Source organism: Bacillus sp. ABA4_010 (genome assembly GCF_056159105.1).
Window position 1 is genome coordinate 1,582,199 of record NZ_JBSWUN010000003.1, and the last position, 23,525, is coordinate 1,605,723.

The 23,525-nt window shown below is 40.6% G+C and carries 24 protein-coding genes, 1 pseudogene and 1 riboswitch; of the genes and pseudogenes, 21 read left to right on the forward strand and 4 right to left on the reverse strand.

Going from position 1 to position 23,525, the window contains the following annotated elements; genetic code table 11:
* Nucleotides 1–13: 13 nt before the first annotated feature.
* Genes ACXAEO_RS08990 through ACXAEO_RS09000 form a run of 3 tightly spaced genes read left to right on the forward strand, consistent with a single transcriptional unit; the run spans nucleotide 14 to nucleotide 3,894 of the window.
* Nucleotides 14–1,129: a GerAB/ArcD/ProY family transporter gene (locus ACXAEO_RS08990; RefSeq protein WP_474884061.1), complete on the forward strand. Its 1,116-nt coding sequence runs from the start codon at nucleotides 14–16 to the stop codon at nucleotides 1,127–1,129.
* Nucleotides 1,119–2,720 (forward strand): spore germination protein, encoded by a 1,602-nt coding sequence (locus ACXAEO_RS08995; RefSeq protein ID WP_474880124.1) that lies wholly within the window; start codon nucleotides 1,119–1,121, stop codon nucleotides 2,718–2,720. Before ACXAEO_RS08990 ends, ACXAEO_RS08995 begins: the two co-directional genes overlap by 11 nt.
* The gene (locus tag ACXAEO_RS09000) at nucleotides 2,707–3,894 is read left to right on the forward strand and encodes a Ger(x)C family spore germination protein (RefSeq protein WP_474880125.1); all 1,188 of its coding nucleotides are present in this window, start codon (nucleotides 2,707–2,709) and stop codon (nucleotides 3,892–3,894) included. The genes ACXAEO_RS08995 and ACXAEO_RS09000 overlap by 14 nt, the downstream gene beginning before the upstream one ends.
* Nucleotides 3,895–3,954: 60 nt before the next feature.
* Here ACXAEO_RS09000 and ACXAEO_RS09005 read toward each other — a convergent pair.
* Nucleotides 3,955–4,735 (reverse strand): annotated as a pseudogene (locus tag ACXAEO_RS09005) (undecaprenyl-diphosphate phosphatase).
* Nucleotides 4,736–5,112: 377 nt separating this feature from the next.
* Between ACXAEO_RS09005 and cls the strand changes: the two are divergent.
* The 3 genes from cls to ACXAEO_RS09020 all read left to right on the forward strand — a co-directional run bounded on the left by cls (nucleotide 5,113) and on the right by ACXAEO_RS09020 (nucleotide 8,363).
* Nucleotides 5,113–6,570 (forward strand): cardiolipin synthase, encoded by a 1,458-nt coding sequence (gene cls / locus ACXAEO_RS09010; protein WP_474880126.1) that lies wholly within the window; start codon nucleotides 5,113–5,115, stop codon nucleotides 6,568–6,570.
* A 276-nt stretch (nucleotides 6,571–6,846) separates the two neighbouring features.
* Nucleotides 6,847–7,587: a type I methionyl aminopeptidase gene (gene map / locus ACXAEO_RS09015; protein WP_474880127.1), complete on the forward strand. Its 741-nt coding sequence runs from the start codon at nucleotides 6,847–6,849 to the stop codon at nucleotides 7,585–7,587.
* 293 nt (nucleotides 7,588–7,880) lie between these two features.
* Nucleotides 7,881–8,363 carry a fructose-bisphosphate aldolase gene (locus ACXAEO_RS09020; protein WP_474880128.1) on the forward strand — a complete coding sequence of 161 codons (483 nt, stop codon included), beginning with the start codon at nucleotides 7,881–7,883 and terminating at the stop codon, nucleotides 8,361–8,363.
* A 79-nt stretch (nucleotides 8,364–8,442) separates the two neighbouring features.
* Here the strand turns inward: ACXAEO_RS09020 and ACXAEO_RS09025 are convergent, their stop codons facing one another.
* On the reverse strand, nucleotides 8,443–9,384 hold the full coding sequence (locus ACXAEO_RS09025) for a helix-turn-helix transcriptional regulator (protein ID WP_474880129.1): 942 nt from the start codon (nucleotides 9,382–9,384) through the stop codon (nucleotides 8,443–8,445).
* A 118-nt stretch (nucleotides 9,385–9,502) separates the two neighbouring features.
* On the opposite strand from ACXAEO_RS09025, the gene ACXAEO_RS09030 reads away from it, so the two are divergent.
* From ACXAEO_RS09030 to ACXAEO_RS09040, 3 genes are all read left to right on the forward strand, one after another.
* The gene (locus tag ACXAEO_RS09030; RefSeq protein ID WP_474880130.1) at nucleotides 9,503–10,036 is read left to right on the forward strand and encodes a dihydrofolate reductase family protein; all 534 of its coding nucleotides are present in this window, start codon (nucleotides 9,503–9,505) and stop codon (nucleotides 10,034–10,036) included.
* 278 nt (nucleotides 10,037–10,314) lie between these two features.
* Nucleotides 10,315–10,968, forward strand: coding sequence for a DUF4085 family protein (locus tag ACXAEO_RS09035; RefSeq protein ID WP_474880131.1), 654 nt, complete (start codon nucleotides 10,315–10,317; stop codon nucleotides 10,966–10,968).
* 18 nt (nucleotides 10,969–10,986) lie between these two features.
* Nucleotides 10,987–11,406 carry a GNAT family N-acetyltransferase gene (locus ACXAEO_RS09040; protein ID WP_474880132.1) on the forward strand — a complete coding sequence of 140 codons (420 nt, stop codon included), beginning with the start codon at nucleotides 10,987–10,989 and terminating at the stop codon, nucleotides 11,404–11,406.
* Between the two features lie 151 nt (nucleotides 11,407–11,557).
* On the opposite strand, the gene ACXAEO_RS09045 is transcribed toward ACXAEO_RS09040, so the two are convergent.
* Together ACXAEO_RS09045 and ACXAEO_RS09050 are read right to left on the reverse strand one after the other, a co-directional pair.
* Nucleotides 11,558–12,094, reverse strand: coding sequence for a hypothetical protein (locus ACXAEO_RS09045; protein WP_474880133.1), 537 nt, complete (start codon nucleotides 12,092–12,094; stop codon nucleotides 11,558–11,560).
* Nucleotides 12,091–12,579: an RNA polymerase sigma factor gene (locus ACXAEO_RS09050; RefSeq protein ID WP_474880134.1), complete on the reverse strand. Its 489-nt coding sequence runs from the start codon at nucleotides 12,577–12,579 to the stop codon at nucleotides 12,091–12,093. The genes ACXAEO_RS09045 and ACXAEO_RS09050 overlap by 4 nt, the downstream gene beginning before the upstream one ends.
* A gap of 349 nt (nucleotides 12,580–12,928) precedes the next feature.
* On the opposite strand from ACXAEO_RS09050, the gene ACXAEO_RS09055 reads away from it, so the two are divergent.
* The 12 genes from ACXAEO_RS09055 to ACXAEO_RS09110 all read left to right on the forward strand — a co-directional run bounded on the left by ACXAEO_RS09055 (nucleotide 12,929) and on the right by ACXAEO_RS09110 (nucleotide 23,339).
* Complete coding sequence (locus ACXAEO_RS09055) at nucleotides 12,929–14,509, forward strand: spore germination protein (protein ID WP_474880135.1); 1,581 nt, start codon at nucleotides 12,929–12,931, stop codon at nucleotides 14,507–14,509.
* Nucleotides 14,506–15,690, forward strand: a complete 1,185-nt coding sequence (locus tag ACXAEO_RS09060; RefSeq protein ID WP_474880136.1) for a Ger(x)C family spore germination protein — start codon at nucleotides 14,506–14,508, stop codon at nucleotides 15,688–15,690. Before ACXAEO_RS09055 ends, ACXAEO_RS09060 begins: the two co-directional genes overlap by 4 nt.
* On the forward strand, nucleotides 15,687–15,908 hold the full coding sequence (locus ACXAEO_RS09065) for a hypothetical protein (RefSeq protein WP_474880137.1): 222 nt from the start codon (nucleotides 15,687–15,689) through the stop codon (nucleotides 15,906–15,908). The genes ACXAEO_RS09060 and ACXAEO_RS09065 overlap by 4 nt, the downstream gene beginning before the upstream one ends.
* A 38-nt stretch (nucleotides 15,909–15,946) precedes the next feature.
* The gene (locus ACXAEO_RS09070; protein ID WP_474880138.1) at nucleotides 15,947–17,035 is read left to right on the forward strand and encodes a GerAB/ArcD/ProY family transporter; all 1,089 of its coding nucleotides are present in this window, start codon (nucleotides 15,947–15,949) and stop codon (nucleotides 17,033–17,035) included.
* 104 nt (nucleotides 17,036–17,139) lie between these two features.
* Nucleotides 17,140–17,466, forward strand: a complete 327-nt coding sequence (locus tag ACXAEO_RS09075) for a DUF4083 family protein (RefSeq protein ID WP_474880139.1) — start codon at nucleotides 17,140–17,142, stop codon at nucleotides 17,464–17,466.
* Nucleotides 17,467–17,496: 30 nt separating this feature from the next.
* Nucleotides 17,497–17,640, forward strand: coding sequence for a hypothetical protein (locus tag ACXAEO_RS09080; protein ID WP_474880140.1), 144 nt, complete (start codon nucleotides 17,497–17,499; stop codon nucleotides 17,638–17,640).
* 362 nt (nucleotides 17,641–18,002) lie between these two features.
* Nucleotides 18,003–18,326: an ArsR/SmtB family transcription factor gene (locus ACXAEO_RS09085; protein WP_474880141.1), complete on the forward strand. Its 324-nt coding sequence runs from the start codon at nucleotides 18,003–18,005 to the stop codon at nucleotides 18,324–18,326.
* A 60-nt stretch (nucleotides 18,327–18,386) separates the two neighbouring features.
* Entirely contained in the window at nucleotides 18,387–19,271 is an 885-nt protein-coding gene (locus tag ACXAEO_RS09090) for a permease (protein ID WP_474880142.1), read from the forward strand.
* A gap of 15 nt (nucleotides 19,272–19,286) precedes the next feature.
* On the forward strand, nucleotides 19,287–19,442 hold the full coding sequence (locus ACXAEO_RS09095) for a hypothetical protein (protein WP_474880143.1): 156 nt from the start codon (nucleotides 19,287–19,289) through the stop codon (nucleotides 19,440–19,442).
* A gap of 249 nt (nucleotides 19,443–19,691) precedes the next feature.
* Nucleotides 19,692–19,780: riboswitch (cyclic di-GMP riboswitch) on the forward strand.
* Between the two features lie 90 nt (nucleotides 19,781–19,870).
* Nucleotides 19,871–20,245 carry a response regulator gene (locus ACXAEO_RS09100; RefSeq protein WP_474880144.1) on the forward strand — a complete coding sequence of 125 codons (375 nt, stop codon included), beginning with the start codon at nucleotides 19,871–19,873 and terminating at the stop codon, nucleotides 20,243–20,245.
* A 359-nt stretch (nucleotides 20,246–20,604) separates the two neighbouring features.
* Nucleotides 20,605–22,818: a YcdB/YcdC domain-containing protein gene (locus tag ACXAEO_RS09105; protein ID WP_474880145.1), complete on the forward strand. Its 2,214-nt coding sequence runs from the start codon at nucleotides 20,605–20,607 to the stop codon at nucleotides 22,816–22,818.
* A 92-nt stretch (nucleotides 22,819–22,910) separates the two neighbouring features.
* Nucleotides 22,911–23,339, forward strand: coding sequence for a hypothetical protein (locus ACXAEO_RS09110; RefSeq protein WP_474880146.1), 429 nt, complete (start codon nucleotides 22,911–22,913; stop codon nucleotides 23,337–23,339).
* Nucleotides 23,340–23,525 lie beyond the last annotated feature (186 nt).

The following is a 23,525-nucleotide window of genomic DNA, read 5'->3' on the forward strand; positions in this document are numbered from 1 at the left end:
TGAAAACAGCGTGATGGGAGGAAGGCAGCCGGAGTATATTTCGTCTATTCAATTATTTATTTTAATCCACTTGTTTCAAATCGGTTCAGCGGTTGTCGTCGGGATTGGAGATGATGCGAAGCAAGATGCGTGGCTTGCTGTGCTGGCTGCTTCCATGATTGGTGTTGCACTCATGTTTTTGTACGTCAAGATTTTAGAGCTTTCTTCACAAAACTGCTTATATAGTGCGCTTATTTCGTTACTTGGAAAGCCCGTTGGCAAAGGGATTGTATTTTTGTATGTCGTCTACTTTCTTTATATTGCAACCCGTGTGCTTCGTGATTTTTGTGAGCTTGTTAATACCGTCATTTATCCGAATACGCCGATTGAAGTGATTGCCATTTTATTTTTGCTTGCTATTATGTATTACTTGTATCACGGAATAGAAGCGTCTGCTCGCTCTATCCTGATTTTTATGCCATATTTAATCGGTTTTTTGGTGGCGATTGTCCTGCTTTTATGGATTAACGGCAGTGTTAACCTGGAAAACATCCGTCCGGTCTTAGCTCATGGATTTACACCGGTTGCTACGGCCATTTATCCAGGCTTGATCACATTTCCTTTCGGTGAATCGATTGTGTTTCTTTGCTTAATGTCTTTCGTGAAACAAAAGAAGTACCTGTTTAAAACAACGGGCATGGCGGTGCTGTTGTCAGGGGTCGTGCTCTCGTTTTTTACGATGCTGAAGTTGGCGGTGTTAGGGGTTGAACATGCCGCGAGTGCTTCGTTTCCTTTATTATCTGCGATTCGGACGATTTCCATTGCCAATTTTTTAGAGCGATTAGATGCGCTCGTTGTGTTTGTCATTTTAATCGGCATTTTTATTAAAGTGTTTCTATTCACGCTCGGTGCGTTAAAAGGAGTGGAGTATCTTTCTTCCATTCCGTACCGCTTTTTTATCCTTCCGTTTGGAGGCATGTTGTCTTTGTTTATGACGCTCATTGCTGATAATTATGCGGAACATCTGCAAGAAGGTCTGCGATTTGTGCCGTATTATTTGCATCTGCCGCTTCAATATGGGATACCGCTGTTACTATTTTTGTCTTTATCGATTAAACAAAAGTGGGGAGGGAAGCAGCATGAAGCTTGATGAATGGATCGAACAGCGAAAACGAAAAAAACAGCTGAAAGAGACGGAAGGAATCGAGTTGTCAAATGACTTGGAAGAAGTGGAAGTGGCGGCTGATTTAGATAAAATTGAAGCCGAACTGAAAGCGGCATTCGGTGAAACGGTCGATTTTTCGATTAATCGCATCTCGGTGGAACGTAAGTCTGGGTTGCTTTGTTATTTAGATTCGATGACGAATTCAAGCTTAATTGCCGATGATATTTTACATCCGCTTCACCTTCATAACCATTCGTCTAACTATATTCTTGAAGAACAGGGAATGTACCGCTTTATGGACTGTGTCTTTACAGGAGTGACGAAAGAGCTAGTCACGACGCAGTCAAAAGCGGTGGAACTCATGATCAAGGGCTATTGCCTTTTATATATGGAAGAATACGAAGAAGCCATCGCGTTAAAAATTCAAAACATCGAATACCGCTCGATTACGGAACCGACAGCCCAAACGACCATCCGAGGGCCGAAAGATGTGTTTACCGAGTCAGCGGATATGAACATTAGTCTCATTCGTCGGCGCATTAAAAATCCATCCCTTCGCTTCGAATCTTTTGAAATCGGAACGGATGCCCCGTCCAGTGTGTACATTGGCTACTTACATAATGTTGCCAACAGCGACACGGTTCAAGAGGTAAGAACGCGACTTCAAAAAGCTCATATGAATGCAGTTTATGATTCAGGCGTGCTGGAGGAATTCATTACCGATAAAACGTTTACACCGTTTCCGCTCATTTTTCATACAGAAAGACCAGATACGATTGCAGCCGGTGTTATTGAAGGGAAAATTGCCATCATTGTGGAGGAGAATCCGTTTGTGCTGCTCGTTCCCGTCGTGTTCAGCGATTTTTTTCGTGTAACGGAAGATTATGCCCAGCCGTTTATGATGGTGACGCTCATTCGCTTTATTCGGTACGCCGCATTTATGCTTTCGCTCGTCTTGCCATCTGCTTATGTCGCCATTATTACTTATCATCATGAACTGATTCCGACACCGCTGCTTATTAGTATTATCGCCCAAAGGGAAGGGATTCCGTTTCCGACTATTGTCGAGGCGCTCATTATGGAATTAACGTTTGAAATTTTACGAGAAGCGGGCGTACGAATGCCACGGGCGATTGGGATGACCGTGTCGGTCGTCGGAGGTCTTGTGATTGGACAGGCCGCGGTGGAAGCCGGACTGATCTCGAATATTATGGTGATTGTCGTGTCGTTAACCGCGATTGCCGGTTTTGTCAGCCCGGTCTATTCCTTTTCAATGGCCGCTCGTTTGCTTCGCTTTCTGTTTATGTTCATTGCCGCTTCGACCGGTTTATACGGCGTTATGCTGGCATTGATGATTATGGTGTGCCATTTGAGCGCTCTCCGTTCGTTCGGTGTGGAATATTTAGCAACGGTAACGAATTACAGGGTGAATGAGCAAAAGGACAATTTCTTCCGTTTTCCAGCATGGGCGATGAAGGGACGGCCGAGCTTTTTAAAAACAAAGCAGCCGGTGAAACAGCCAAACGCGAAGCGACCGTCTCCTCCAAAAAGGAGGGAAGAGAATGGCTCGTCTTAAAGCTATGCTCATATGTGGATTAACCGTTTTATTGACGGGGTGCTGGGACCTTGTCGAATTGAATGAACTGTCGGTTGTCGGCGGGATGGCAGTCGATGTCGGGGAAAATCAAAAGTATAAAATAACCGTTGAAAGTATTAACGCAGCCGAGCTTGGTCCCCAAAAAAGCGGCGGTACAGCTCCAGCGGCCCTCTATAGTTTGGAAGGAGACAATCTTTCTGAAATTGTTAAGAAGCTTAACATCGGATTATCACGAAAAATCATTTTTTCACATATGCGAGTCATCGTTCTTTCAGAAGAAATAGCAGAAAACGGCATTGATGAATTGATGGACTTTTTAGTGCGGAACCGTGAAATTCGAAACGATTTTAATATTATTGTAGCGAAAGAAGGAGAGGCGAAAGACATCTTATCCATCACATATCAGCTTCAAAAAGTGTCAAGCTTGAAGCTAAATGCCCAGCTCAATTCATTAAAAAAAGAGTGGGGTGGAGATCCTGGCATTCGGCTTCAAGATGTGCGTCATGCCATTCAGTCAGATGCACGAGATGCGATTATCGAATCGGTCAAAATAAAAGGCGATTCAGCGAAAGGCGAGAAGATGACGAATATGCAGACGGTCATACCTGATGCGATCGTGGAAGCTGAAGGAGCAGCTCTTTTTCGCAACGACAAGCTTGTTGGCTATTTATCCATTAGCGATGTGCGCAATTACTCGATGATTACGGATAATATTCACACAACGGTGTATGCCGTTCCATGCGGTGAAGAGGAGGAAAGCGGGGAGCTTGGCATTCGAATTTACGTCATTAACGTCGAGTCAAAGGTGAAAATGGAAGAGGAAAAACCGGTGATTGATGTCGAACTTATGACCGATTCGTATTTAGAATCGTCATCTTGTAAGGGGGATTTGAGTAACTTTTCCATCTATGAAGAATACGAAGAAAAAATTTCAGCTTTTATTGAACGAGAACTGACGGAAACGATTCGAAAAACGCAGGAAGAAAAGACAGACATATTTGGATTTGGAGAGAAGCTTGGCATTGCAGAACCGCATAAATTCAAGGAAATGGAACACGAGTGGCCGGAATATTTTCAAGAAGCGGATGTGCAGGTGACTGTTCAGACGAGATTAAGAAGAGCTGGATTAGAGAAGGAGTCATTTGTGAAATAAGCAAGAACCGTCCCGTCATCTTCTGTAGCGATATGGATGACAGGATGGTTCTAGTGGTTTTTAAAACATGCCAGTGTATTGCCCTGCGAGTACGATAGCGCCCAGTGCCCATACATAGACAGCGAATACTTTCAATGACCGCTTCTTTAAAAAAGCAATCATCCATTTGACAGCCGCATAGCCGAATAAAGCCGAAGAGAGCGTGCCGATAAACAACGACATAAAGGAAATCGGCTCTGTTTGTCCGCCCAATACATCGCTAAGCTGCAAGACGACTGCCCCTAAAATGGCGGGAGTTGACAGCAAAAAGGAAAAATAGGCGGCTGTTTCCCGGTCAAGCTTTCGCATAAGCGCCGCGGCAATCGTTAAGCCGGAGCGGGAAACGGCAGGGAAAATGGCGAGCTGCTTGGAATGTACCGATAATGAAAGCATCGGTATACGAAATATCGTCCATTTTCTTTCGTCCGTTGCGAATCGAATCAGAAAACCATAAAAACAAGCCTGTCACAAGAAACTCCCAGCCAATCGTCACACCTGTTTTCGAAATTTCCTCAAAATAGTCTTTGAAGGAAAGGCCGATAACGACAGCTGGAATCGTACCGACAATTAGTAAAAAGGTGAGCTTGCCAAACGGATTTTTCAGCATGCGAAACAATTCTTCTTGATAGAAAACGAATACCGCCAGCAATGTCCCGATATGCAGCATCGTATCTAAAAACAAGCCAGCTTCATCTAAGCCGAACATATGCCGCCCTAAATATAAATGCCCTGTGCTACTAATCGGCAAAAATTCTGTTAATCCTTGGATGATGCCTAAAATAAATGCTTCAAGCCATGACATGATGATCCCCTCCAAATGAAAACGTCCCTGTAATACAACATATAAATGAAGCGGGCTTGTCATGCCTGTTTTCTCTAAAGTGTTTCATCGAGCAGAAAGAGGGTTAAATAGAGAGGAAGAGACTCTATTTCTTTTTCGTAGAAAACGAGAAAAGACGAGAGTTTTGTTGGTATAATAAAGGAAAAAGCTATATAAATCGATCTAGCAAATTCGATATGACCAAAGAGCGGTCATACCCAATTTGCTAGACCTAAGCGGCTGTCCCCCCTTGCGGGGTTGGCGCCATCCGCGTAGGTGAACGCCCTTGGATTCAATAAAGCGATGTTGAATGATGTGGTGAAATGTCTATAAATGTGGAAAGAAGCAGAGGATTAACGATGAATACAACGGATATTATTGTGTACTTATTATCAATTTTTGCGGTTTTGAACCTTTTGTTTGCGATTACGATTATTTTTCTTGAAAGACGGCATGTCGCCGCAACATGGGCATGGCTGCTCGTTCTGTTTTTCATCCCGATTGCGGGCTTTTTCCTTTATATTATTTTCGGGCAAAATTTAAGCAAACGGAAAATTTTCAAACTGACGGGTAAGCGGAAAAAGAAAGTAAGCGCGGAGCTTGAAAAGCAAAAGCATATGCTTGAAGAACGCAGTTTGCGCTACAACGACCCGTCCATGAATCAATATCAATCATTGATTTACATGAATGTGCTCAATGCTTATGGCTTGTACACTCAAGATAATGAAGTGGACATTTTCACAGATGGCCATGCGAAATTTGATGCCCTTTTAAAGCAAATCCGAGAAGCGAAGCATCATATTCATCTTGTCTATTTTATTTTTAAAAAGGACAGTATCGGACAAGGCATCCTTCAGGCGCTTGTAGAAAAAGCGAAAGAAGGGGTAGAAGTGAAGGTGTTGTATGATGATATGGGCTCATCTACGACCGGAAAGCGTTTTTTTGCACCGTTGAAGGAAGCGGGAGGCGAGGTTGCGGCCTTTTTCCCGTCGCGCATTTTTCCGTTTTTAAACATTCGCGTCAATTACCGCAACCACCGAAAAATCGTCGTCATTGATGGAAAAGTCGGCTTTATCGGCGGGTTTAACATCGGCGATGAATATTTAGGCTTATCGAAAAAATTCGGCTACTGGCGGGATACACATTTAATGGTGAGAGGAAGCGCGGTCGATGCTCTTCAAGTCCGTTTTTTCCTTGATTGGAATCATGCTTCACATGAAAAGGTGGATATGGACAAGCATTACTTTCCGAAAAAAGAACCGGCGGGGCGTACCGGCCTTCAAATTATTTCAAGCGGCCCTGATTCTGAATGGCAGCAAATCCGTGATGGGATGCTGCGGATGATTTATGCTGCTAAAGAAAGCATTGAAATTCAAACCCCATATTTCGTTCCAGATGAAAGTGTCATGAATGCGTTAAAAATCGCCGCGCTTTCCGGTGTCGACATTCGCATCATGATTCCGAACAAGCCGGATCATATGTTTGTCTACTGGGCGACATATTCATACATTGGTGAACTGCTTGATGTTGGCGTGAAGTGCTACATTTATGACAATGGCTTTATTCATGCAAAAATGATTGTCGTCGACGGAAAAGTGGCCTCTGTCGGTACCGCCAATTTTGACGTCCGCAGCTTCAAATTGAATTTTGAAGTAAATGCCTTTATTTTTGATACCGAAGTGGCCGGACGTCTAAAGCATACGTTTGAAGAAGATATGGAAAAATCAATCGAAATGACAAAAGACATGTACAACCATAGAAAGCGGATGATTAAATTTAAAGAATCCATTTCGCGGCTATTGTCGCCAATTTTGTAACAGAAGTCCTGCATGAAGATGCAGGATTTTTTGTTTAGTATGGGCTATTCGAGAATATTGTTTTGTGATGAGTGTCGTTTGATCTGGAACGTAAAAAACGATGAACGATCAATTATTTACAAAAAATCAACCTATCACAAACCGATCATCCCCCTTGCTGTATTGGTCAATTATAGAGCAGAGAAGGAAAGCTTGGATTTTTTGCTTGAGAAAAGGTACAATGCACTACATAGGAATAATATAATCTAAAAAAACAAATGTAAGTAGGGAAGAACGATGATTGCAAAGACAGCAGAAGATTTTAATGGATTGAAAGAGATTGGCAAGATTGTGGCAGCCATCAGAGATGAATTAGTTCAAAAAACCGTTCCGGGTGTTACAACGAAAGAATTGGATGATTATGCCGGAGAGCTTTTTGAAAAAGCAGGGGCAGTTTCGGCTCCGAAAAGTGAATATGATTTTCCGGGCTTTACTTGTATTAGCGTGAATGATGAAGTCGCACATGGTATTCCAGGAGAGCGTGTCATTAAAGAGGGAGATTTAGTCAATATCGATGTTTCCGGCTCGAAAAACGGCTATTTTGCTGATACAGGTATTTCATTTGTTGTGGGGCAAGGAGACGAAAGGTTAATGAAAATGTGTGATGTTGTCAAACAGGTGTTTGAAGCCGGTTTGAAAAAAGCGAAGCCTGGTTCGAAAAAAAGCGGCATCGGCAAAGCCGTTTTCCAAACGGCGAAAAAGCATGGATTCACCGTTATTAAAAACTTAACGGGTCATGGGATTGGACGCACGATTCATGAGGCGCCAGACCATATTTATAATTACAACGATACATGGGACGATGAATTATTAAAGGATGGCATGGTCATTGCATTTGAACCATTTATTTCTACTCTTGAAGAAGAAGTGTTTAAAAAAGATGACGGCTGGACGCTTGCTACGAAAAATAGCTATGTCGCCCAATATGAGCATACCATTATTTTAACGAAAAAAGGTCCGATTATTGTAACGTTATAACTTAACTAGTAGATAACTCAGCACACTGTAGACTAATGCCCAAATTTCAAGGAGCTGCCTGGAAAAGAGAATACCGTCTCTTGTTAGGCAGCTCTTATTATTTTTTATAGTAGAAATGAAGAGGGAGCAATCGATGGAATGATGTTCGGATGACGGAAACGAGAGAGGATGTAAAAGAAATGTCGTTAGTAGTATTTTGCCTTAAATGAAACTGTTTAATTGGATATTTATGTTAAAATGATTAAAGCGAACCTATATAATTAGAATTTTAATAGTTTGAAAGGGGGAGTGTTGTGAAAAGACTCTTGATTTCATTTGGATTTTCCATTTTATTTTTGGCTGCTTGTCATATGAGTCAAGAACCTCGTATAAAGGTGGAAGCGATAGTTTCAACATTAACGGATGAACAATTTGATGACGTGGGGACAAGTGAAGTGGACCATGCTTCAAAAGATGATTTTCGGAAATTTACGTTGAATGTGAAAAATGAACCATCATTAAAAGAGAACCAAAAAGTGATGTTGCCTGAACATCAAATTTGGAAACAAACGCTCAATTCACTTGATGATCAAACACGGTATTGGTACGGAAGCTATGAAGAAAGTCACGATAGCTATCATGTCGAGTTTGTTTTTTACTCAAGAGGATTAAATGAAAATGATATAAGAAAGGCGTTCAGTTCAATAGCTATTAAAGTTCATTCTGATGTTGACGAGGAAGAAAGTTTGAAAAATTATAATGTCGCTGAGGTTTTGCAATTTGAACCCCACAGATAAAGAAGAATTGAAAAACCTTAAGGTCAGCTAGATCAGAAACTCAACAGCTAATCGAAGCTGTTGAGCTTTTTCGTATGCGTTAGTTGTCTTTTTCATACATCTTTAAAATGTTTGCCGCTTGTGTACGCAGTCCGTCTATTAATTCTTCCGGTTCTGAAATTCGGGCATGGCTTCCGAGTCGTAAAAAAAGCGGGGTGATAAAATGAAGTTCACCCTTATCGATGGTCGTATCTATGTATCCAGTTCCATCTTCTTTTGTGACGACAGCGCCATCAAAATAAGGAACGCTTTTACATTGCCGTACGCCTTCCGCTGTTAAATGTACGTACAATCGAATTGGTTCTTTTACTTCGTGAAAGTCGAACCATTCTTCTAAATTCATGAATTCCTCTTCACTTTTTTCCGCTGAGATGACAGAAAGAATGCGATCTACACGAAACAGCAATATTTTGTCCTTATCATAATCGTACGCCGGTAAGTACCATAACCCATCATGCGCATACACACCGATAGGGCGAATGTGTTTCTTTTTCGTGCCGGTTTTTGATTCATATTCAATATGTACATTTCGATTTTCAATCGAGTACGCTAAAATATCTTTCAAAAATGGTGCATCGATGGTTCTCTTCGGGTTCCAAAAAGCAATCCGGGAACGAATTTTATCGACCTTTGTTTGCGCGTCATTTGGAAGGGAGCTATACAATTTGTGCGCAACGGACGTAATTTCGGCATCAAAAGGTAAGCTGCGGTAATAATTGAGTGATTGAAAGGCAAAGAAAATAGAAACAGCTTCTTCTTCTGTAAATAAAATAGGGGGAAGAAGTCTGCTTGTTAATACGGTATACCCTCCATTTCGTCCTTGTTCCGCATAAATGGGCAATCCCATATCACATAAATCTACGATGTATCGATGTACAGTACGAACAGATATATGAAATTCATCGGCTATTTCTTGCGCTGTAAATGTTTTTTTAGTAGTGACAAATAGAAGAATATCTAATAAACGTTTCGCTTTGGCCATTTTTCTCACCTTTTTTATTTAATTATGACAATACTTGTCATGTTTTATCGTTAGTATAGGTGATACCTTATGATTTTTGCAATAAGGGGAATTCTATCAACTAAAAGGAGAGAAATCGATGTCACGTGAAGTTATTTTATATATTGCGGCAAGTTTAGATGGATTTATTGCTAAAGAGGACGATGATTTGCAGTGGTTAGAAGAAACAGAAGGGGAAGGTGACGCTGGGTACGGGGAGTTGTATGAATCAATTGATACTGTCATTATGGGGAAGAAGACGTATGATTATGTCGTAAACCATACAGAAGCCTTTCCATACCCTGATAAAAAGTGCTATGTGTTCACGACTTCTGAAAAAGGGTCGAATGAACATGTGGAATTTGTGAATGAAGATGTCGTCCAGTTTACAAAAAAATTAAAGGCACAAGAAGGCTCTAAAATATGGATGGTCGGTGGAGGCGGGATTATCGACGCTTTCCTAAAAGAACATTTAATTGACGAGTATATCATTACGGTCACGCCTCACATATTAGGTGCGGGTATTCCTTTATTTAAAGGGAAAAATCCGCAAGTCGATTTAAAGTTAGTGGATATGAAACGGTTTGGCCAGTTTGCACAACTATATTATAAGGTGAACAGTGCTAACAAATAATGTAGCAGTAGTTCCGCAACTTTACCAAAATCAAGATTAGATAAATCAGAAATTATTGAACGTGTGTAAACGTAGTGATTGTTGGATTTAACCAAATATGAAGTTTTTTAAAAAAATGAGAGATATAATCAGATGGACCGTTACAAAACTAAGGAATACCAATGGTTTTGAGAAACGGTCCATCTTGCATAAAAAAGAAAAACATCGTTCTCTTGTTGGATTTTTGTGGTAAATTATAATGTAAATAAACACTAATAACTCATACGGGGGAACAGATTTTGAGATATTTCTCGAAAGAATGGTATAACGAAATGCAAATATGTGGGTTTTTAGCATTGCCTGATTCTAAAGAAGAGTGGGAAGAGATGATTCGCTATTATGAAGAAGAGGGAATTGATTATAAAAAGAACGCTAAAGAAGATTTGGAATCTCGAAAAAGTGATCTACTGAAATTCCTTCCTGAACCATTTCATCCTTATATTCATAATGGAACAATCAATTCAGAGTTTCCTTTACCTGAATTAAGAAAAATGGCTGAACAGTGGGTGGCAGAATACCATGAAAAATCGATTGAAATAGCAAATAAATACAACACCCATTATGAGTCTATAAAAAGTCAGCTTCCTAAAAATGTCGTTACACTACATGAAAATTCATTACACGATGCTAATGTAAAGTCAGTTGAAAATGACTCTAATGGGACATTTACGATGATTTTAGATTGCAGCGGGGGTTTTCACTATTTTACAAATATAAAACTAACATTTACAGGTGTAAGGAAGCTAACAATGCCTGAAAAATTTGAAGGCGCTTGGTGGCTTTATAATGAAGTTTATCGTAACTATGAACATTTTGAGCTGCATGTATTGTTTGATTGTCCACTTACAGAGATTTCAATAGTAGCAGAAAATGTCGTGATTGAACCATTGTGATGTACGAAGGGGTGAAACATGAAAACCGTGATTAAAAAAGTAGAGAAAGAACAAGTGTGGAAATTAAGACATCAAGTTATGTGGCCGGATAGACCGTTTGATTATATCAAATTAGAAGATGATGATGTTGGTATTCATTTTGGTCTTTTTAAAGAAAATAAATTAATTTCTGTTGTTTCCCTTTTTATAGCGAATGAAGAAGCGCAATTTCGAAAGTTTGCTACGCTTCAAGAAGAACAAGGGATAGGATACGGAAGCGCCTTGTTACACGACGTATTAAAGGAAGCGAAAAGTTACGGCGTAAAGAGAGTTTGGTGTAATGCGAGAAAAAATAAGGTAAGTTTTTACGAGAAATTTGGTCTAAGGGAAACAAACGTACGTTTTACGAAAGGCGGGAAAGCTTACGTTATTATGGAAGCATTTATGAGCCAAGAATGAACTAGCGCACATTGATTAAATGTTTGCGTCAATCAATGAAAAAGCGGTCTGGAGATAAGACCGCTTTTTCATTCATGTTATGAGATTAGTTAGATTGGGACCGGTTATGTCTTAAAAATGGGCTAGTGACGTCGTATCGTAGAAAATTTTGTTATTTTTCAATCGGATTATCCCAATTCCAGTTCGTATATATGGCATAAGCAGTGACTCTATCGCTGCTTAACTCATTTTCAGTAAAACCTGCGATTGAATTTCCGACTCTAAATGTATCTTCAAAAAACTGTTCATCCTTTGGAGCGGCCGTAGGGCCATTTATTCCTAGCTCAGTTTCATCGGTTATATCTACCCACAAACCATTATCTAATTGAAAACTTTTTCCATCTTCAGCTACTTCTGTAATAATCCCTTCTATATTAACTGCTACACTGACCATAATCTCCCCTTGTTGTTCAGTATCAATGGAACCAGTTGTATAATCCTCATTTGGAGTTTGAGACGTCCATGTTAAGGCAGATAATCCTAAAATGGCACATGCTGTCACTGCTATAAGTGGTTTATTCATCATACGAAGTCCGTTTCCTTTCTTTTTCTTATCCATTTCTTTTTCTAATAAAAGGAGAGTTTCTTTTTTGAACGACTCTGAAGCTATCACCTTATCTACAGCACTTTTATAGTTGTCTTTGCTCATAAGTTTTTCTCCTCCTCTAGAATAATCGTTTTTAATTTTTTTCTAGCTCTTTGTAACAAAGAACTGATTGTATTTTCCTTTTTGTCAAGAATACTCGCAATTTCTTTAATGGAATAACCTTCATAATAATAGAGATAAATGACGTTTCTATAGTTTTTCTTCAGACTAAATATTTCTTCCATCATCTCTTTTTCTTCGGGTGCAAAAAAATCCATGTTTTTGGTCATTGATGTAGTCTGTCTAAACCTTAAGGACTTGAATTGGTCTTTGCATTTATTAATGGTTACTCGAATTAACCAGGCTTTTAAATGCTCTTCATCATTGAAATGGATCTCACTATTAATGAGCTTTATATACGTTTCCTGAACGATATCTTCAGCATCGCTTAAACTTTTCAGATTTTGAAAAGCAATTCTTATGAGCATATCGGAATAATCATGGACTACAGCTTGAATCGTTTTCTTGCCGGCAAATAAGTGATTCAATCGTATTCCTCCTTTCAATCTTAATACGATTTACAACGATCATATCGTGCAGTTCTATGAAAAAACTTTTTTAGTTCACCTAAACGGCCTTTCAGTAAAGCAGAAAGACTTGAATTAATTGTATACAACGAATGACAACTTTCCAAAGAGCGGGAAAGCTGACGTTATCCTAGAGCGATTTAATAGAACGTGTGGTGTGCTTTAGAGGAATTCAAGCGATTATCGTACTTCTTAATCATCGCTTCTTCTGCTAATTGTCAGGAATGTTTTCTTCTTTTCGTATAAAGCATCTAAAAGTAGAAAAATATAGAAAAAAGGAAAGAAGCTGTAAAAAAAGGAGGGGCTTGGCTTGATTCGCAATGGACAGAGATGGTTAAGAAAAAGAAAGCAAAAGAATGAGCCTTTGCAAAGTGAATTGCCGGACCTTCATCCGCAGCAGCCTTCCCTTTCGATTCATTTTGATGAGAATGTCGCAAAGCTTCGGTCTGTTTATGAGCATTGTTCAGATATTGTGTTCCGCTCATTTTTGATTTTCGGAAAAATACGAGCGGTGCTGATTTATATGGAAGGTCTTTCAGATACAGAAGGGATGGAGACATTTGTGCTGGCTCCGCTTATGCAGGAGACGGTAGAAAAACCGGAGCCCCTAAACGAATGGCTCGATCAAAAGCTGCCCATTTCCAAAATAGAAAACGTGAATACATTAACAGCTTGTATTGATTCGATTTTATCGGGGAATCCGATTCTTTTATATGAAGGAGCAGAATCCGCTGTTTCCTTAGGGCTTGCTAAATGGGAAAAGCGGGCCATTGAAGAGCCGGCGGCAGAAGCGGGAATTAGGGGCTCGCGGGAAGGTTTTAACGAATGCTTACGAGTAAGCATCGCTCAATTGCGCCGCATCATTAAAAGCCCTTCTCTTAAAACGAAATCCATGAACATCGGCCGCTATACGAAAACGGCTGTTGTCGTGACCTATATTGAAGGAATGGCTAATCAAACACTCATTGATGAGATCATGAACCGGCTAAAGCGCATTGACATAGACGGCATTTTAGAGAGCGGGTACATCGAAGAGATGATTGAAGATAATCCGTATTCCCCGTTTCCGCAAATTTTATCAACGGAAAGGCCTGATGTGGTTTGTTCTAATATGTTGGAAGGGCGGGCAGCCATTTTGGTCGAAGGAACACCGTTTGTGTTAATTGCGCCAACTTCTTTCTTTTCGCTGTTTCAATCACATGAGGACTATTATCAGCGATTTATGATTGGGTCGTTTATTCGTTGGCTGCGTTATTCGTTTCTCGTCATCTCGTTAATACTTCCATCCTTTTACATCGCTGTTTTAACTTTTCATCACGAGATGGTTCCCGCTTCTTTGTTGCTGAGCATTGCCTCTGCCCGAGAAGCCGTTCCGTTTCCCGCTATCGTCGAGGCCCTAATTATGGAAATCGCCTTTGAAGCGCTTCGCGAAGCAGGGGTTCGATTGCCAAAGCAAGTAGGGGCAGCTGTCAGCATTGTCGGAGCGCTCGTCATTGGCCAGGCTGCTGTTCAAGCAGGGCTTGTTTCCGCGCCGATGGTCATTGTGGTGGCGATTACCGGAATTGCTTCCTTTATGGTTCCTCATTATATTGCGGGCATTTCTATTCGAGTCCTCCGTTTTCCGATCATGCTGTTTGCGAGTACATTAGGTTTGCTTGGCATTATGATGGGAGTGATTGCCATTGCTATTCATTTATGCAGCTTACGTTCCTTCGGTGTGCCGTATTTAACACCGCTTGCTCCATTAAAAGGCCGCGAGCTGAAGGATGTATTATGGAGAGCGCCTTGGTGGATGATGGATACCCGTCCTCACCTTACAGGAGAAGTTAATGTACACCGTCAGTCGAAAGGGCAAGGGCCGGATCCTTCAAAAGGGGGCGAAACATCGTGAAAAAATGGCTGCACTTTCTTTGTTTTGGATGCATGCTGTTTCTAACGGGCGGGTGCTGGGATCGAGTCGAGCTTAATGATTTAGGAATTGTCACCGCAGCGGCGATCGATAAAAAAGAGGATGATCAAATTGAACTGTCGATTCAAGTGTTTATCCCGAAAGTATTAAGCAGCGGCGGCGGACAAGGTGGTCCTGCCGGTGGAGGGGATATTACATTAGTTCGGTTTCAGCAGGGAGAGAATATAGCGGATGCCCTATCCAAGCTGCAAAGTAAGCTTCCGCGCAAAATTTTTTGGGGACAGTGCAAGGTGTTTATCGTTGGTGAGGAACTGGCAAAAGAAGGCATACAAGAGCAGATTGATTTTTTACTGCGGCATCCACAGCCAAGAGAACGGGCATATATATATGTGAGCGAAGGAACAGGCAAAAAGATTCTTCATTTAATCCCGCCACTTGAGCGTCATTCGGCAGAGGTCATTCGCGAGCTGTCCGATTTACACATTGGGATGCAGGTGACTCTGCAGGATTTGGAGGAAATGCTAATAGGTGATGTCGAAGCTGCCATGCTTCCATTTATTAAACCGTTACCGCCGCAGGAAGGGAAGAAGGAAGAAGAAACGATTCCTTATATTGTTGGCACAGCGGTGTTGAAAAAGGATCAAATGATTGGAAAGATTAGTGAACGGGAAACAAGGGGGATTTTATGGTTGCGAAATGAAATGCAAGCGTATACCGTAACCGTTGAGCCTGAAGATGTGAAAGGAAGCATCTCGTTAAATCCCGTATCTGCCCATGTACAAATGGAGCCACGCATTCAAGGTGAACAATGGAAGGTGCTTGTGAAGGTGAATACAGAAGGAGCCGTTGTTCAAAATGGAACGAATTTAAACCTTAATCGTCCACCAATTATTAAGCAGGTAGAAAAAGCGTATGAAAAAAGCATTAAAGAACGAATTGAGCTCGCTCTTACACGAGTACAGCATGAAATGAAAGTGGACGTTGTTGGTTTTGGCGAAGCCTTTCATCGCAAGTACCCGAAACAGTGGAAAGAAGTGAAGGATCATTGGGATGAAGTGTTTCCGACAGTCGAAGTGACGATTGATGTTGAGGCACATGTTCGCAGGCAAGGGTATATAAACACACCGGGCGGATTGCCTGAAGACGAGGTGAAGGAAAAATGAGATGGGGTGCTTTTACTGGTACAACGATTATTGTTGCTTTCATTTTTTTATATGAATGGCCGAAAATGAAACAACAAGCTAAAAAAGACAAAGCCGCATTTGTGACGCTGCTTTTTATCGGTTTGGCCCTGTCTATATTCGACCTTCCGCATATGCCGGGACCTGTGACCTTAATTGAAGCGATTTTCAAGCCATTTGGGCAGTTTATGGAAAAATGATATCGTCTTCTATCAGAGTTGTGGAAAGGAGAAAGATGATGGAAAATGGCAAAATTTCTTCCCTTCAAATGGCTGTGATGATTTACCCTGCTATTGTCGCTACAGCCATTCTCGGTGTGCCGAGCATTACAGCGAAATATGCGCAAAATGATTTATGGCTGTCGCCGATTTGGGCTTCCGTCTTCGGCTATATAACGGTGTATATTGTGTATGAATTGCATAAGCTTTATCCGAACAAGACCATCATCGAGTTCAGCGAGCATATTATCGGCCGATTTGCAGGAAAAGTGCTCGGTTTTTTATATTTAATTTTTCTTATTCCAGTTACAGGGCAAATTCTCAGAAGCTACGGAGAATTTGTAGTGGACTCCTTTTTAGTTCATACACCCGTTAGTGTCATTATGGGATCTATGATCTTTCTTTGTTCCTTTGTCGTTCGCGGAGGGGTAGAAGTATTAGGAAGAATGGCTGAATTGCTTTTACCGTTTTTTCTCATTCCTGTTATCATCATTATTTTCTTACTGATGCCGGATTTTGAGGTCAACAATGTATTGCCAATCATGGAGGATGGGCTTGGTCCTTCTTTGAAAGGAGCCATCGTGCCTTCCGGTTGGTTTAGCGAAATTTTTCTCATGACGTTTCTGCTTCCCTTTATCACAAATAGAAAAAAAGGAAGAATGGCTGGGAATAAAACGGTTTTTGCTATTATGATGACATTAATGATAATCAATATGGCCGTTTTGTTTGTACTCGGAACAACGACAGCTACAAAAGTGTATCCGCTCATGAACGTGACGCGCTATGTGAGTCTCGCTGATTTCTTTGAACATTTAGAATCTCTTATTATGGCTGCTTGGATATTAGGCGTGTTTGTCAAACTGTCTGTTTTTTATTATGCATCTGTTTTAAGCACCGCTCAATGGCTCAATCTTTCAGATTACCGGCTTATGGTGTGGCCAATCGGCATTTTAATTGTCGAGTTCAGTTTTTGGTCGTTTCCGAGCGCGATGGAAGCTGGGCGCTATGATGTGGTGGTCTTTCCCTTTTACGGCGTTTTCATGCAAACGATCATTCCGCTGCTGCTGCTGTTTATCGCTTGGATGCGGAAGCGAAGGGTTACGGTGTAAAGAGAAGTTGGTGTAATGCGAGAAGAAATAAGGTAAGTTTTACGGGGAATTTAGTCTGAGAGAAATGAACGTAAGCTTGATAAAAGGCGGTCTGGAGATAAGCGGTGTTCTGGACGGCTTTTTCTTTGTGGGTGTTTAACGGGGAATTTTTGAGTGCATGCGTAAATGGCTTAACTTGGAAAGTATGTTGTGGTAAAATTTGTATAACAGCAGAGTGTTGTCTGTCAGTAGATGAGGTGATGATGATGTATGTTGGTGATGTAGTCGTTCAATTGATGATGCTTTCATTAATATTTTTGTTTTTTCTGTCGTTGTTTTTGTTTGTTAGAAGGCTATTAAAGAATCAATTTGATCGAAATGAAGCTTTAAAAAGGATTGAAGATAAACTGGATAAAGTTATGGAGAATCAAGAGAGCGAAAGGAAAAACTAAGAATAGATGTCTGGCTAAGGAGGGGAAAGGATGAGCGATAAAGAAGAGGAGAAAAGTGCGATTGAAACAGATGATCTTTCTAATCGTTCCCTATACGGCAGTCCCACTATCGGCGGCGCCATTGTAGTAGGCATTATCGTCATCGCCGTAATTTGGACTGCTTTCTTTCAATAGCCTCATGAATATAAACTCTTTTTGCAACTGGCGAGAGGAGTGTTTTCATTTTAAATTATTACGCCAATCAATGCCATTAAAGAAAGCCATCCATTTTTAGAGATTTTCGGTTATCCATTGATGGGAGTAACCTATCTTTTATGTGTCATTGGCATCATGTTGATTAGTTACGGCCTTTTTCAACAGTTCTTTAAATAGAAGAATCAATAAATCAAAAAAAGTTGATTTATTGATTGACGTTTTAGATAACGAGGAATATAATGAGTTTACATCAAAAAAAGTTGATGTATTAACCGCACCTCGAATGTGGGGTTGTAGTGATTTTTAAATCAAAAAAAATTGATGTAAGAGAGGAGACGTTTATGAGGACGGTTTATTTTACACCAGATAAAGGGGAGTCAATTTCATTTGACGCTTATGAGATGAAGTTTAAAGCATTAGCAGATCAACTTCGCTTAAAGATTTTGTATATACTCAATCAGCGAGGAAAAACGTGTGTTTGTGATTTAATCGACCTTACCGAATTACCTCAGTCGAAATTATCGTATCATCTTAAAATCCTTTTAGATGCAGGATTGATTCAACGAGAAAAGGTTGGCACCTGGAGTTATTATGAGCTAAACGATACAGAGGTAAAAGCAATGCTTTCACCAGAGTTGTGCTGTATTTTTTACCCTAGAGATTGAGGGGAAAAAATTTTATCTATTAAATCAAAAAAAGTTGATATAAAGAAGGAGAGGAAATCAATGAGTACTTTTTTAGATTTTTTCAAAACATTTCTCATCCTATTTCTAGAACTCACGGCGCTGTTTATAGTGATTAGCTTTTTAGTGAGTTTACTGCAGCAAAAGGTAACAGAGGACAAAATTAAACGGGTTCTTGAGCGGCCTAATAGATGGAGCGGTTATCTTTATGGGACAGGACTTGGTGCTTTAACCCCGTTTTGTTCTTGCTCGACCATTCCGATTTTGGCAGGGCTATTATCATCGAAAGCGCCGTTTGGACCATCGATGTCATTTTTAATTGCTTCTCCATTATTAAATCCTGTTATTGTCATTTTGTTATGGACGTTGCTTGGGTGGAAATTGATGCTTTATTACATAGTAATCATTGCACTATTTTCAATGTTGATTGGCGTTGTATGGGATGCTTTAGGATTTAAAAACTCTGTGAGAGATGTAAGGGTGAGAAAAGGGCACAACGAAAGTCATCATGTAAACGTACCGAAATGGAAGGTAGCCATTAAAGATGCATGGTCATTCTTTTATCCTGTGTTGCCCTTCTTACTAATTGGCGTCTTCATCGGAGCGTTTATTTATGATTTTGTTCCGCAAGATGTCATTGTCCAATACGCTGGAGGAGACCATTTATGGACGATTCCGATTGCGGCTGTGCTTGGTATCCCGATGTATATTCGCGCTGAAGCCATTTTACCGATAGCGGATGCATTAGTCAGTAAAGGGATGGGAATTGGAGCTATTATCGCCCTTCTGATAGGAGGAGCGGGAGCGAGTATACCTGAAGTTGTGTTATTGAACAAATTGTTTAAACCAAAGTTAGTGGCTGCATTTGTAGTGTCCATTTTAATGGTGGCGATGACAACTGGATTTATCGTACAAACAGTTCTTTAAAAGGAGGTGAAACCAATGATCAATAAAATGAGTACAATTAAAAATTTATTCTCAAAGCCTAAAAAAGATTGCTGCGACGTTGTATTTGAAGAAGTTGCATTAACCGATGAGCAAGCGAGTGGTTGTGAGGGTGAGAAAGAACAATCAGAACAGGAGAAGAAAGCTGAATAATCTTTTCAGTTGAACAGAGCGGCCTAATCAAATCTGAAAAAAGAAGGGAAGAAAATGACGACTGTTTCTAGCCTTCTTTTTTCGGGACATCTAGGAGCTCTTTTTGCTTATATACTCATATTGGCTTTACACAGTATTGTCTATTACGTATGCTTAGATTAATTGCTTAACTATACATAAATGGATTAAATCTGACAATATTTCCTCTGGTATACATTTTTCGACATCTTTTTACATTTTTATGATAATATACTACTAGGGCAAATTTCACGAAAGTGGGAGACGCAAAGCCACGGACCTAAAGTAATGTCGATTACCATGGTGGCCGGGTTGCCGAAATGGAGGAATTTTTTTCGCCATTTTGTTACGTGAACAATATGACTCCGTTCTCATTTGCCTAATTTATGAAGAAAGGGAAGTAGTATGTTTTGAACAAATCAGTACTTATTTGTGATTATTGTTTACCTGTGAGAAAGAGATTAAAAGATATATTATGGAATAATGGATACTACACAATTTTGGAAGCTAGTAATGGAGAAGAAGCCATCGAATACTATAAGCAATCTGCTCCACATCTCGTCATACTCGACCTTATTTTGCCGCAAGTGGACGGATTAATGGTACTAAAAGAAATTAAAACGATGAATCCGTTAGCTAATGTCATTATTTATTCGGCTTTTTACCAACAGTCAATTATTGTGGATGCCATTGAACTTGGTGCCGCGGATTTTGTAGTCAAACCTCATATTGACATGTTAGAGCTTGTTTTGCAGCCTTTGAAATATGAAACGGCTGCTATATAAATCGATTTAGAAAATTCGGTATGACCAAAGGGTGGTGATGCCGAATTTTCTAACCTTTGAATGATCATTTAGGAGGGATAAAGAACCTCTTGTGACGTTTTTCTATTAAGTATATATAGTGTATAAATAGCAACTTGATAAAAGCGTTCGAAACAGGAAGTGGATATTCATTTCTCGTTTTGAACGCTTTTATCTTTTATTCAATCATCATGTCGAAATTCCTAGATTAATAGTTGCATGTAGCGGAATAAAGAGACCTTTTGTTCTATTTTTCTTTCAAATTTATAGAAAAAAATGGTATTTTAATTATGGGATATGTTACCATTTAGTGTGTAAAGAAAGAAAGAGGGGGAAATCAAGTGAAGAGTAAGAAAATAGGTGTTATATCGTTATCTGCAGCTTTAGCATTCGGAGGTTTTTCGACGGAAGCGTTGGCGAATGAGATGAACTTGCAGGCACAGGATAAGCCGATGTTTATGGTGGCAAGCACAGAGTCAGAAGTTACGAAAGAAATGCTAATCCAAAAGCTAAAAAAATGGTTTCCAGGCAAGTTTGACCATTTAGTGAGTCAAGATTTCTATTTTGATACAGGGCATCGTTATATGGAAGATGAGGAAGGAGTCGTCCGTTATCATCTTTCATTTCATAAAGAGTCTGGAAGCAAAACAGAATACGGCGGTGCTGAGTTCATCGGGGAAGATTTAGAGCTTCAATCGTTTTATTACTCTCCAGCTGATACGAAAGACGCTCTTTTTCCAGCAAAAGTAACAGAAAAAGAGGCACTTCAAACGGCGGAAGCATTTATAAAAGCACATGCGCCAGATCGTTCGTATCGAGTCATGACTGACAATGGACGTTATCATCAAGGGTCCATGAATTTAACAGAGCCGGTTCGTTACCATTTCATGTTTGAAAAACTACATAATGATCTTCCTGTGATGGGACAAAGTGTTAGCATTAGCGTCCTTGGGAACGGCGAGATTGTGGAATTTTACGGTGGGGAACCGTCGGAAAAGAAAATGACGTATGAAGAAAAACGTGATTTATTGAGTGCGGATGCAGCTCTCGAACAAATGAAAAAGCAGTTTGACGTCACATTGCAATATGTTGTTGACTACAGCTTCCGAAACAATGAACCACAAGTCAAACTTGTGTATGGAGTAGACAAGCCAATTAACACGATCCATGCGAAAAATGGAAAATGGCTCATTGACGGGGAATTTACGAACAAACTTCCTCAAAAGGGCAGTGTGAAAATGGTTGCCGCTTCACCGGTGAAAGACACGGCGAAGCCAATTACAGAAAAAGAGGCGAAGGCCATTGCTGAAAAGCTGTTAAAGCCAGGAAATGATGATATCAAACTGCAAATTGAAGAAGTGTCGGAACGAGAAGATGACATGCTTGGCAAAACGGTTTATTCCGTGCACTACATGTATCATAGCCGTAACTCAGGCCATGGGTCCAGCATCGAAATTGATAAAAATACAGGGGAAGTCATCAATTTCTATGACATTTCCGAAGATGTGTTCGGGCCGGTGAAAAAAGAGGATAAAAAGGTCACAGCTAGCGTGGCAATGGAAAAAGCGGTCGCGTTTATGAAAAAGTATTCACCGTCTGTGGTTCATGAATATTCGTATCCAATCAGCAGTGAAGACAAGCAGACGCGCGAAGATGGCTTCCACTTCTCGTTCCCGAGAGTGAAAAACGGTCTTCCAGTCATTGGGGATGCAGTGAATGTGTTTGTGAAAAACGATGGGTCTATCTCGCAATATAGCGTTCATTCACCGAACGTCACAGAGTGGCCGAACGTCGAAACGGCTGTTTCAAAGGAACAAGCAATGCAAGATTATTTAGATGCGTTAAAGGTCAACCTTGTCTATATGAATCCAAATCAGGAAGAGAGCATGTATTCTCTCGTTTATTCCCGTGACCTTGACCACCAGTTCCATTATTACAATGCCGTGACCGGCGAGTGGGAGACACAAAGTGACGATCTGAGACAAGGCGGAGTGGGAGTAGAGATTTCCCATCCAACAGCTGAAAAAGAATTGAACTACCTCATTCAAATGGGCATTATTGAAGTCGACGATCCAGACAGCTTTAATGCCGATACCCCGCTGACGAAAGGGGAAGCGCTCGAGGTACTCATGAAATCCATCGCCAATTATTACGAGCTTGAACATGCCGAATATAGAGAGAACGCGACGTTTACGAACATTTCGAAAGACCATCCGTTATATTCTGTCGTCGAATTGGCAGCCCAGCAACATATTATTGATACGACGAAAGATACGTTTTTAGTAGATGAAAAAATGACCAATGAAGAGCTTGCTTATTGGTATGTTCGTGCACTCGGCTTAGATTTAGCTGCTAAGCATAGCGATATTTATACATTGCCATTCAAAGATGCAGCCGAAGTCGACGCATCGTATAAAGGCTATGTAGCTCTTGCTGAAAAGTTCGGCTTGCTTGAAGCGAAAGACGGTGTTTTCGCACCGAAGCATGAAGTAACATTAGCTGATATCGCGGTGTCCAATATTCGCCTTGCGAAAATAATAGGCGAAGTGAAATAGAAAGCCTGAACAAAGAAGGAGCGTCATCTCTATCATGAAAATGGGAGGAGGTGACGATTCTTTTTTGTGCATCAACAGATGGAGGAATTGGCATGAAGAAGATTATATCGCTCTGTTTATTGCTTGTATGCATCGGGGGAGGGCGTGCCGAGGCGCTAAGCTGGGCCTATCCGTTTGTTTCTTGGAACGGGCATGTATATAAAGTGACCGAGGAGCAGGTGAAGGAAACAGACCTCGGCGAAGTGATAGGCGAAGTCGAACGGACTGCTGACGATCAGACAGGTGACTATTATGGTGACGCTTCCAACTTTTATAAAAAAGGCACGAAATATTATGAGTTGAAAGGTATAGAGAGCCACTTGGTCATTGCCGTCGAAGCAAAAGAAGGAGAATGGGTAAAAGCGGTCTACATCCACAAAACGCCGTTTCATTGGACAGATCTCTTTACGACATGGTTGCCGCTCCTCTTTTTACTATCAATTCCGGCTGTTTTCATATGGAAGGTGAAGAAGATGCGATAGAATACGCACTGTATTCAAAAGAAAGGCTGGAGAAAGTATGAAATATGTTATGAAGTGGATCTTGCTCATAGTTGTATACGGTGTGACGCTTGTCTATTCTGCGCCTTCCGTGTTCGCTAATCAACAAACGAAAGCGAGCATCGAGCAATACATCGAGTCATATAAGAACGAACATCGCATTCCAGG

What these genes read in the sequence shown, in the direction of transcription:
- ACXAEO_RS08990 (WP_474884061.1), top strand. Translation starts at nt 14, where the DNA reads ATGGGAGGAAGGCAGCCGGAGTATATTTCGTCTATTCAATTATTTATT.
- ACXAEO_RS08995 (WP_474880124.1), top strand. Translation starts at nt 1,119, where the DNA reads ATGAAGCTTGATGAATGGATCGAACAGCGAAAACGAAAAAAACAGCTG.
- ACXAEO_RS09000 (WP_474880125.1), top strand. Translation starts at nt 2,707, where the DNA reads ATGGCTCGTCTTAAAGCTATGCTCATATGTGGATTAACCGTTTTATTG.
- cls (WP_474880126.1), top strand. Translation starts at nt 5,113, where the DNA reads ATGAATACAACGGATATTATTGTGTACTTATTATCAATTTTTGCGGTT.
- map (WP_474880127.1), top strand. Translation starts at nt 6,847, where the DNA reads ATGATTGCAAAGACAGCAGAAGATTTTAATGGATTGAAAGAGATTGGC.
- ACXAEO_RS09025 (WP_474880129.1), bottom strand. Translation starts at nt 9,384, where the DNA reads ATGGCCAAAGCGAAACGTTTATTAGATATTCTTCTATTTGTCACTACT.
- ACXAEO_RS09030 (WP_474880130.1), top strand. Translation starts at nt 9,503, where the DNA reads ATGTCACGTGAAGTTATTTTATATATTGCGGCAAGTTTAGATGGATTT.
- ACXAEO_RS09040 (WP_474880132.1), top strand. Translation starts at nt 10,987, where the DNA reads ATGAAAACCGTGATTAAAAAAGTAGAGAAAGAACAAGTGTGGAAATTA.
- ACXAEO_RS09045 (WP_474880133.1), bottom strand. Translation starts at nt 12,094, where the DNA reads ATGAGCAAAGACAACTATAAAAGTGCTGTAGATAAGGTGATAGCTTCA.
- ACXAEO_RS09065 (WP_474880137.1), top strand. Translation starts at nt 15,687, where the DNA reads ATGAGATGGGGTGCTTTTACTGGTACAACGATTATTGTTGCTTTCATT.
- ACXAEO_RS09070 (WP_474880138.1), top strand. Translation starts at nt 15,947, where the DNA reads ATGGAAAATGGCAAAATTTCTTCCCTTCAAATGGCTGTGATGATTTAC.
- ACXAEO_RS09080 (WP_474880140.1), top strand. Translation starts at nt 17,497, where the DNA reads ATGAGCGATAAAGAAGAGGAGAAAAGTGCGATTGAAACAGATGATCTT.
- ACXAEO_RS09085 (WP_474880141.1), top strand. Translation starts at nt 18,003, where the DNA reads ATGAGGACGGTTTATTTTACACCAGATAAAGGGGAGTCAATTTCATTT.
- ACXAEO_RS09090 (WP_474880142.1), top strand. Translation starts at nt 18,387, where the DNA reads ATGAGTACTTTTTTAGATTTTTTCAAAACATTTCTCATCCTATTTCTA.
- ACXAEO_RS09095 (WP_474880143.1), top strand. Translation starts at nt 19,287, where the DNA reads ATGATCAATAAAATGAGTACAATTAAAAATTTATTCTCAAAGCCTAAA.
- ACXAEO_RS09110 (WP_474880146.1), top strand. Translation starts at nt 22,911, where the DNA reads ATGAAGAAGATTATATCGCTCTGTTTATTGCTTGTATGCATCGGGGGA.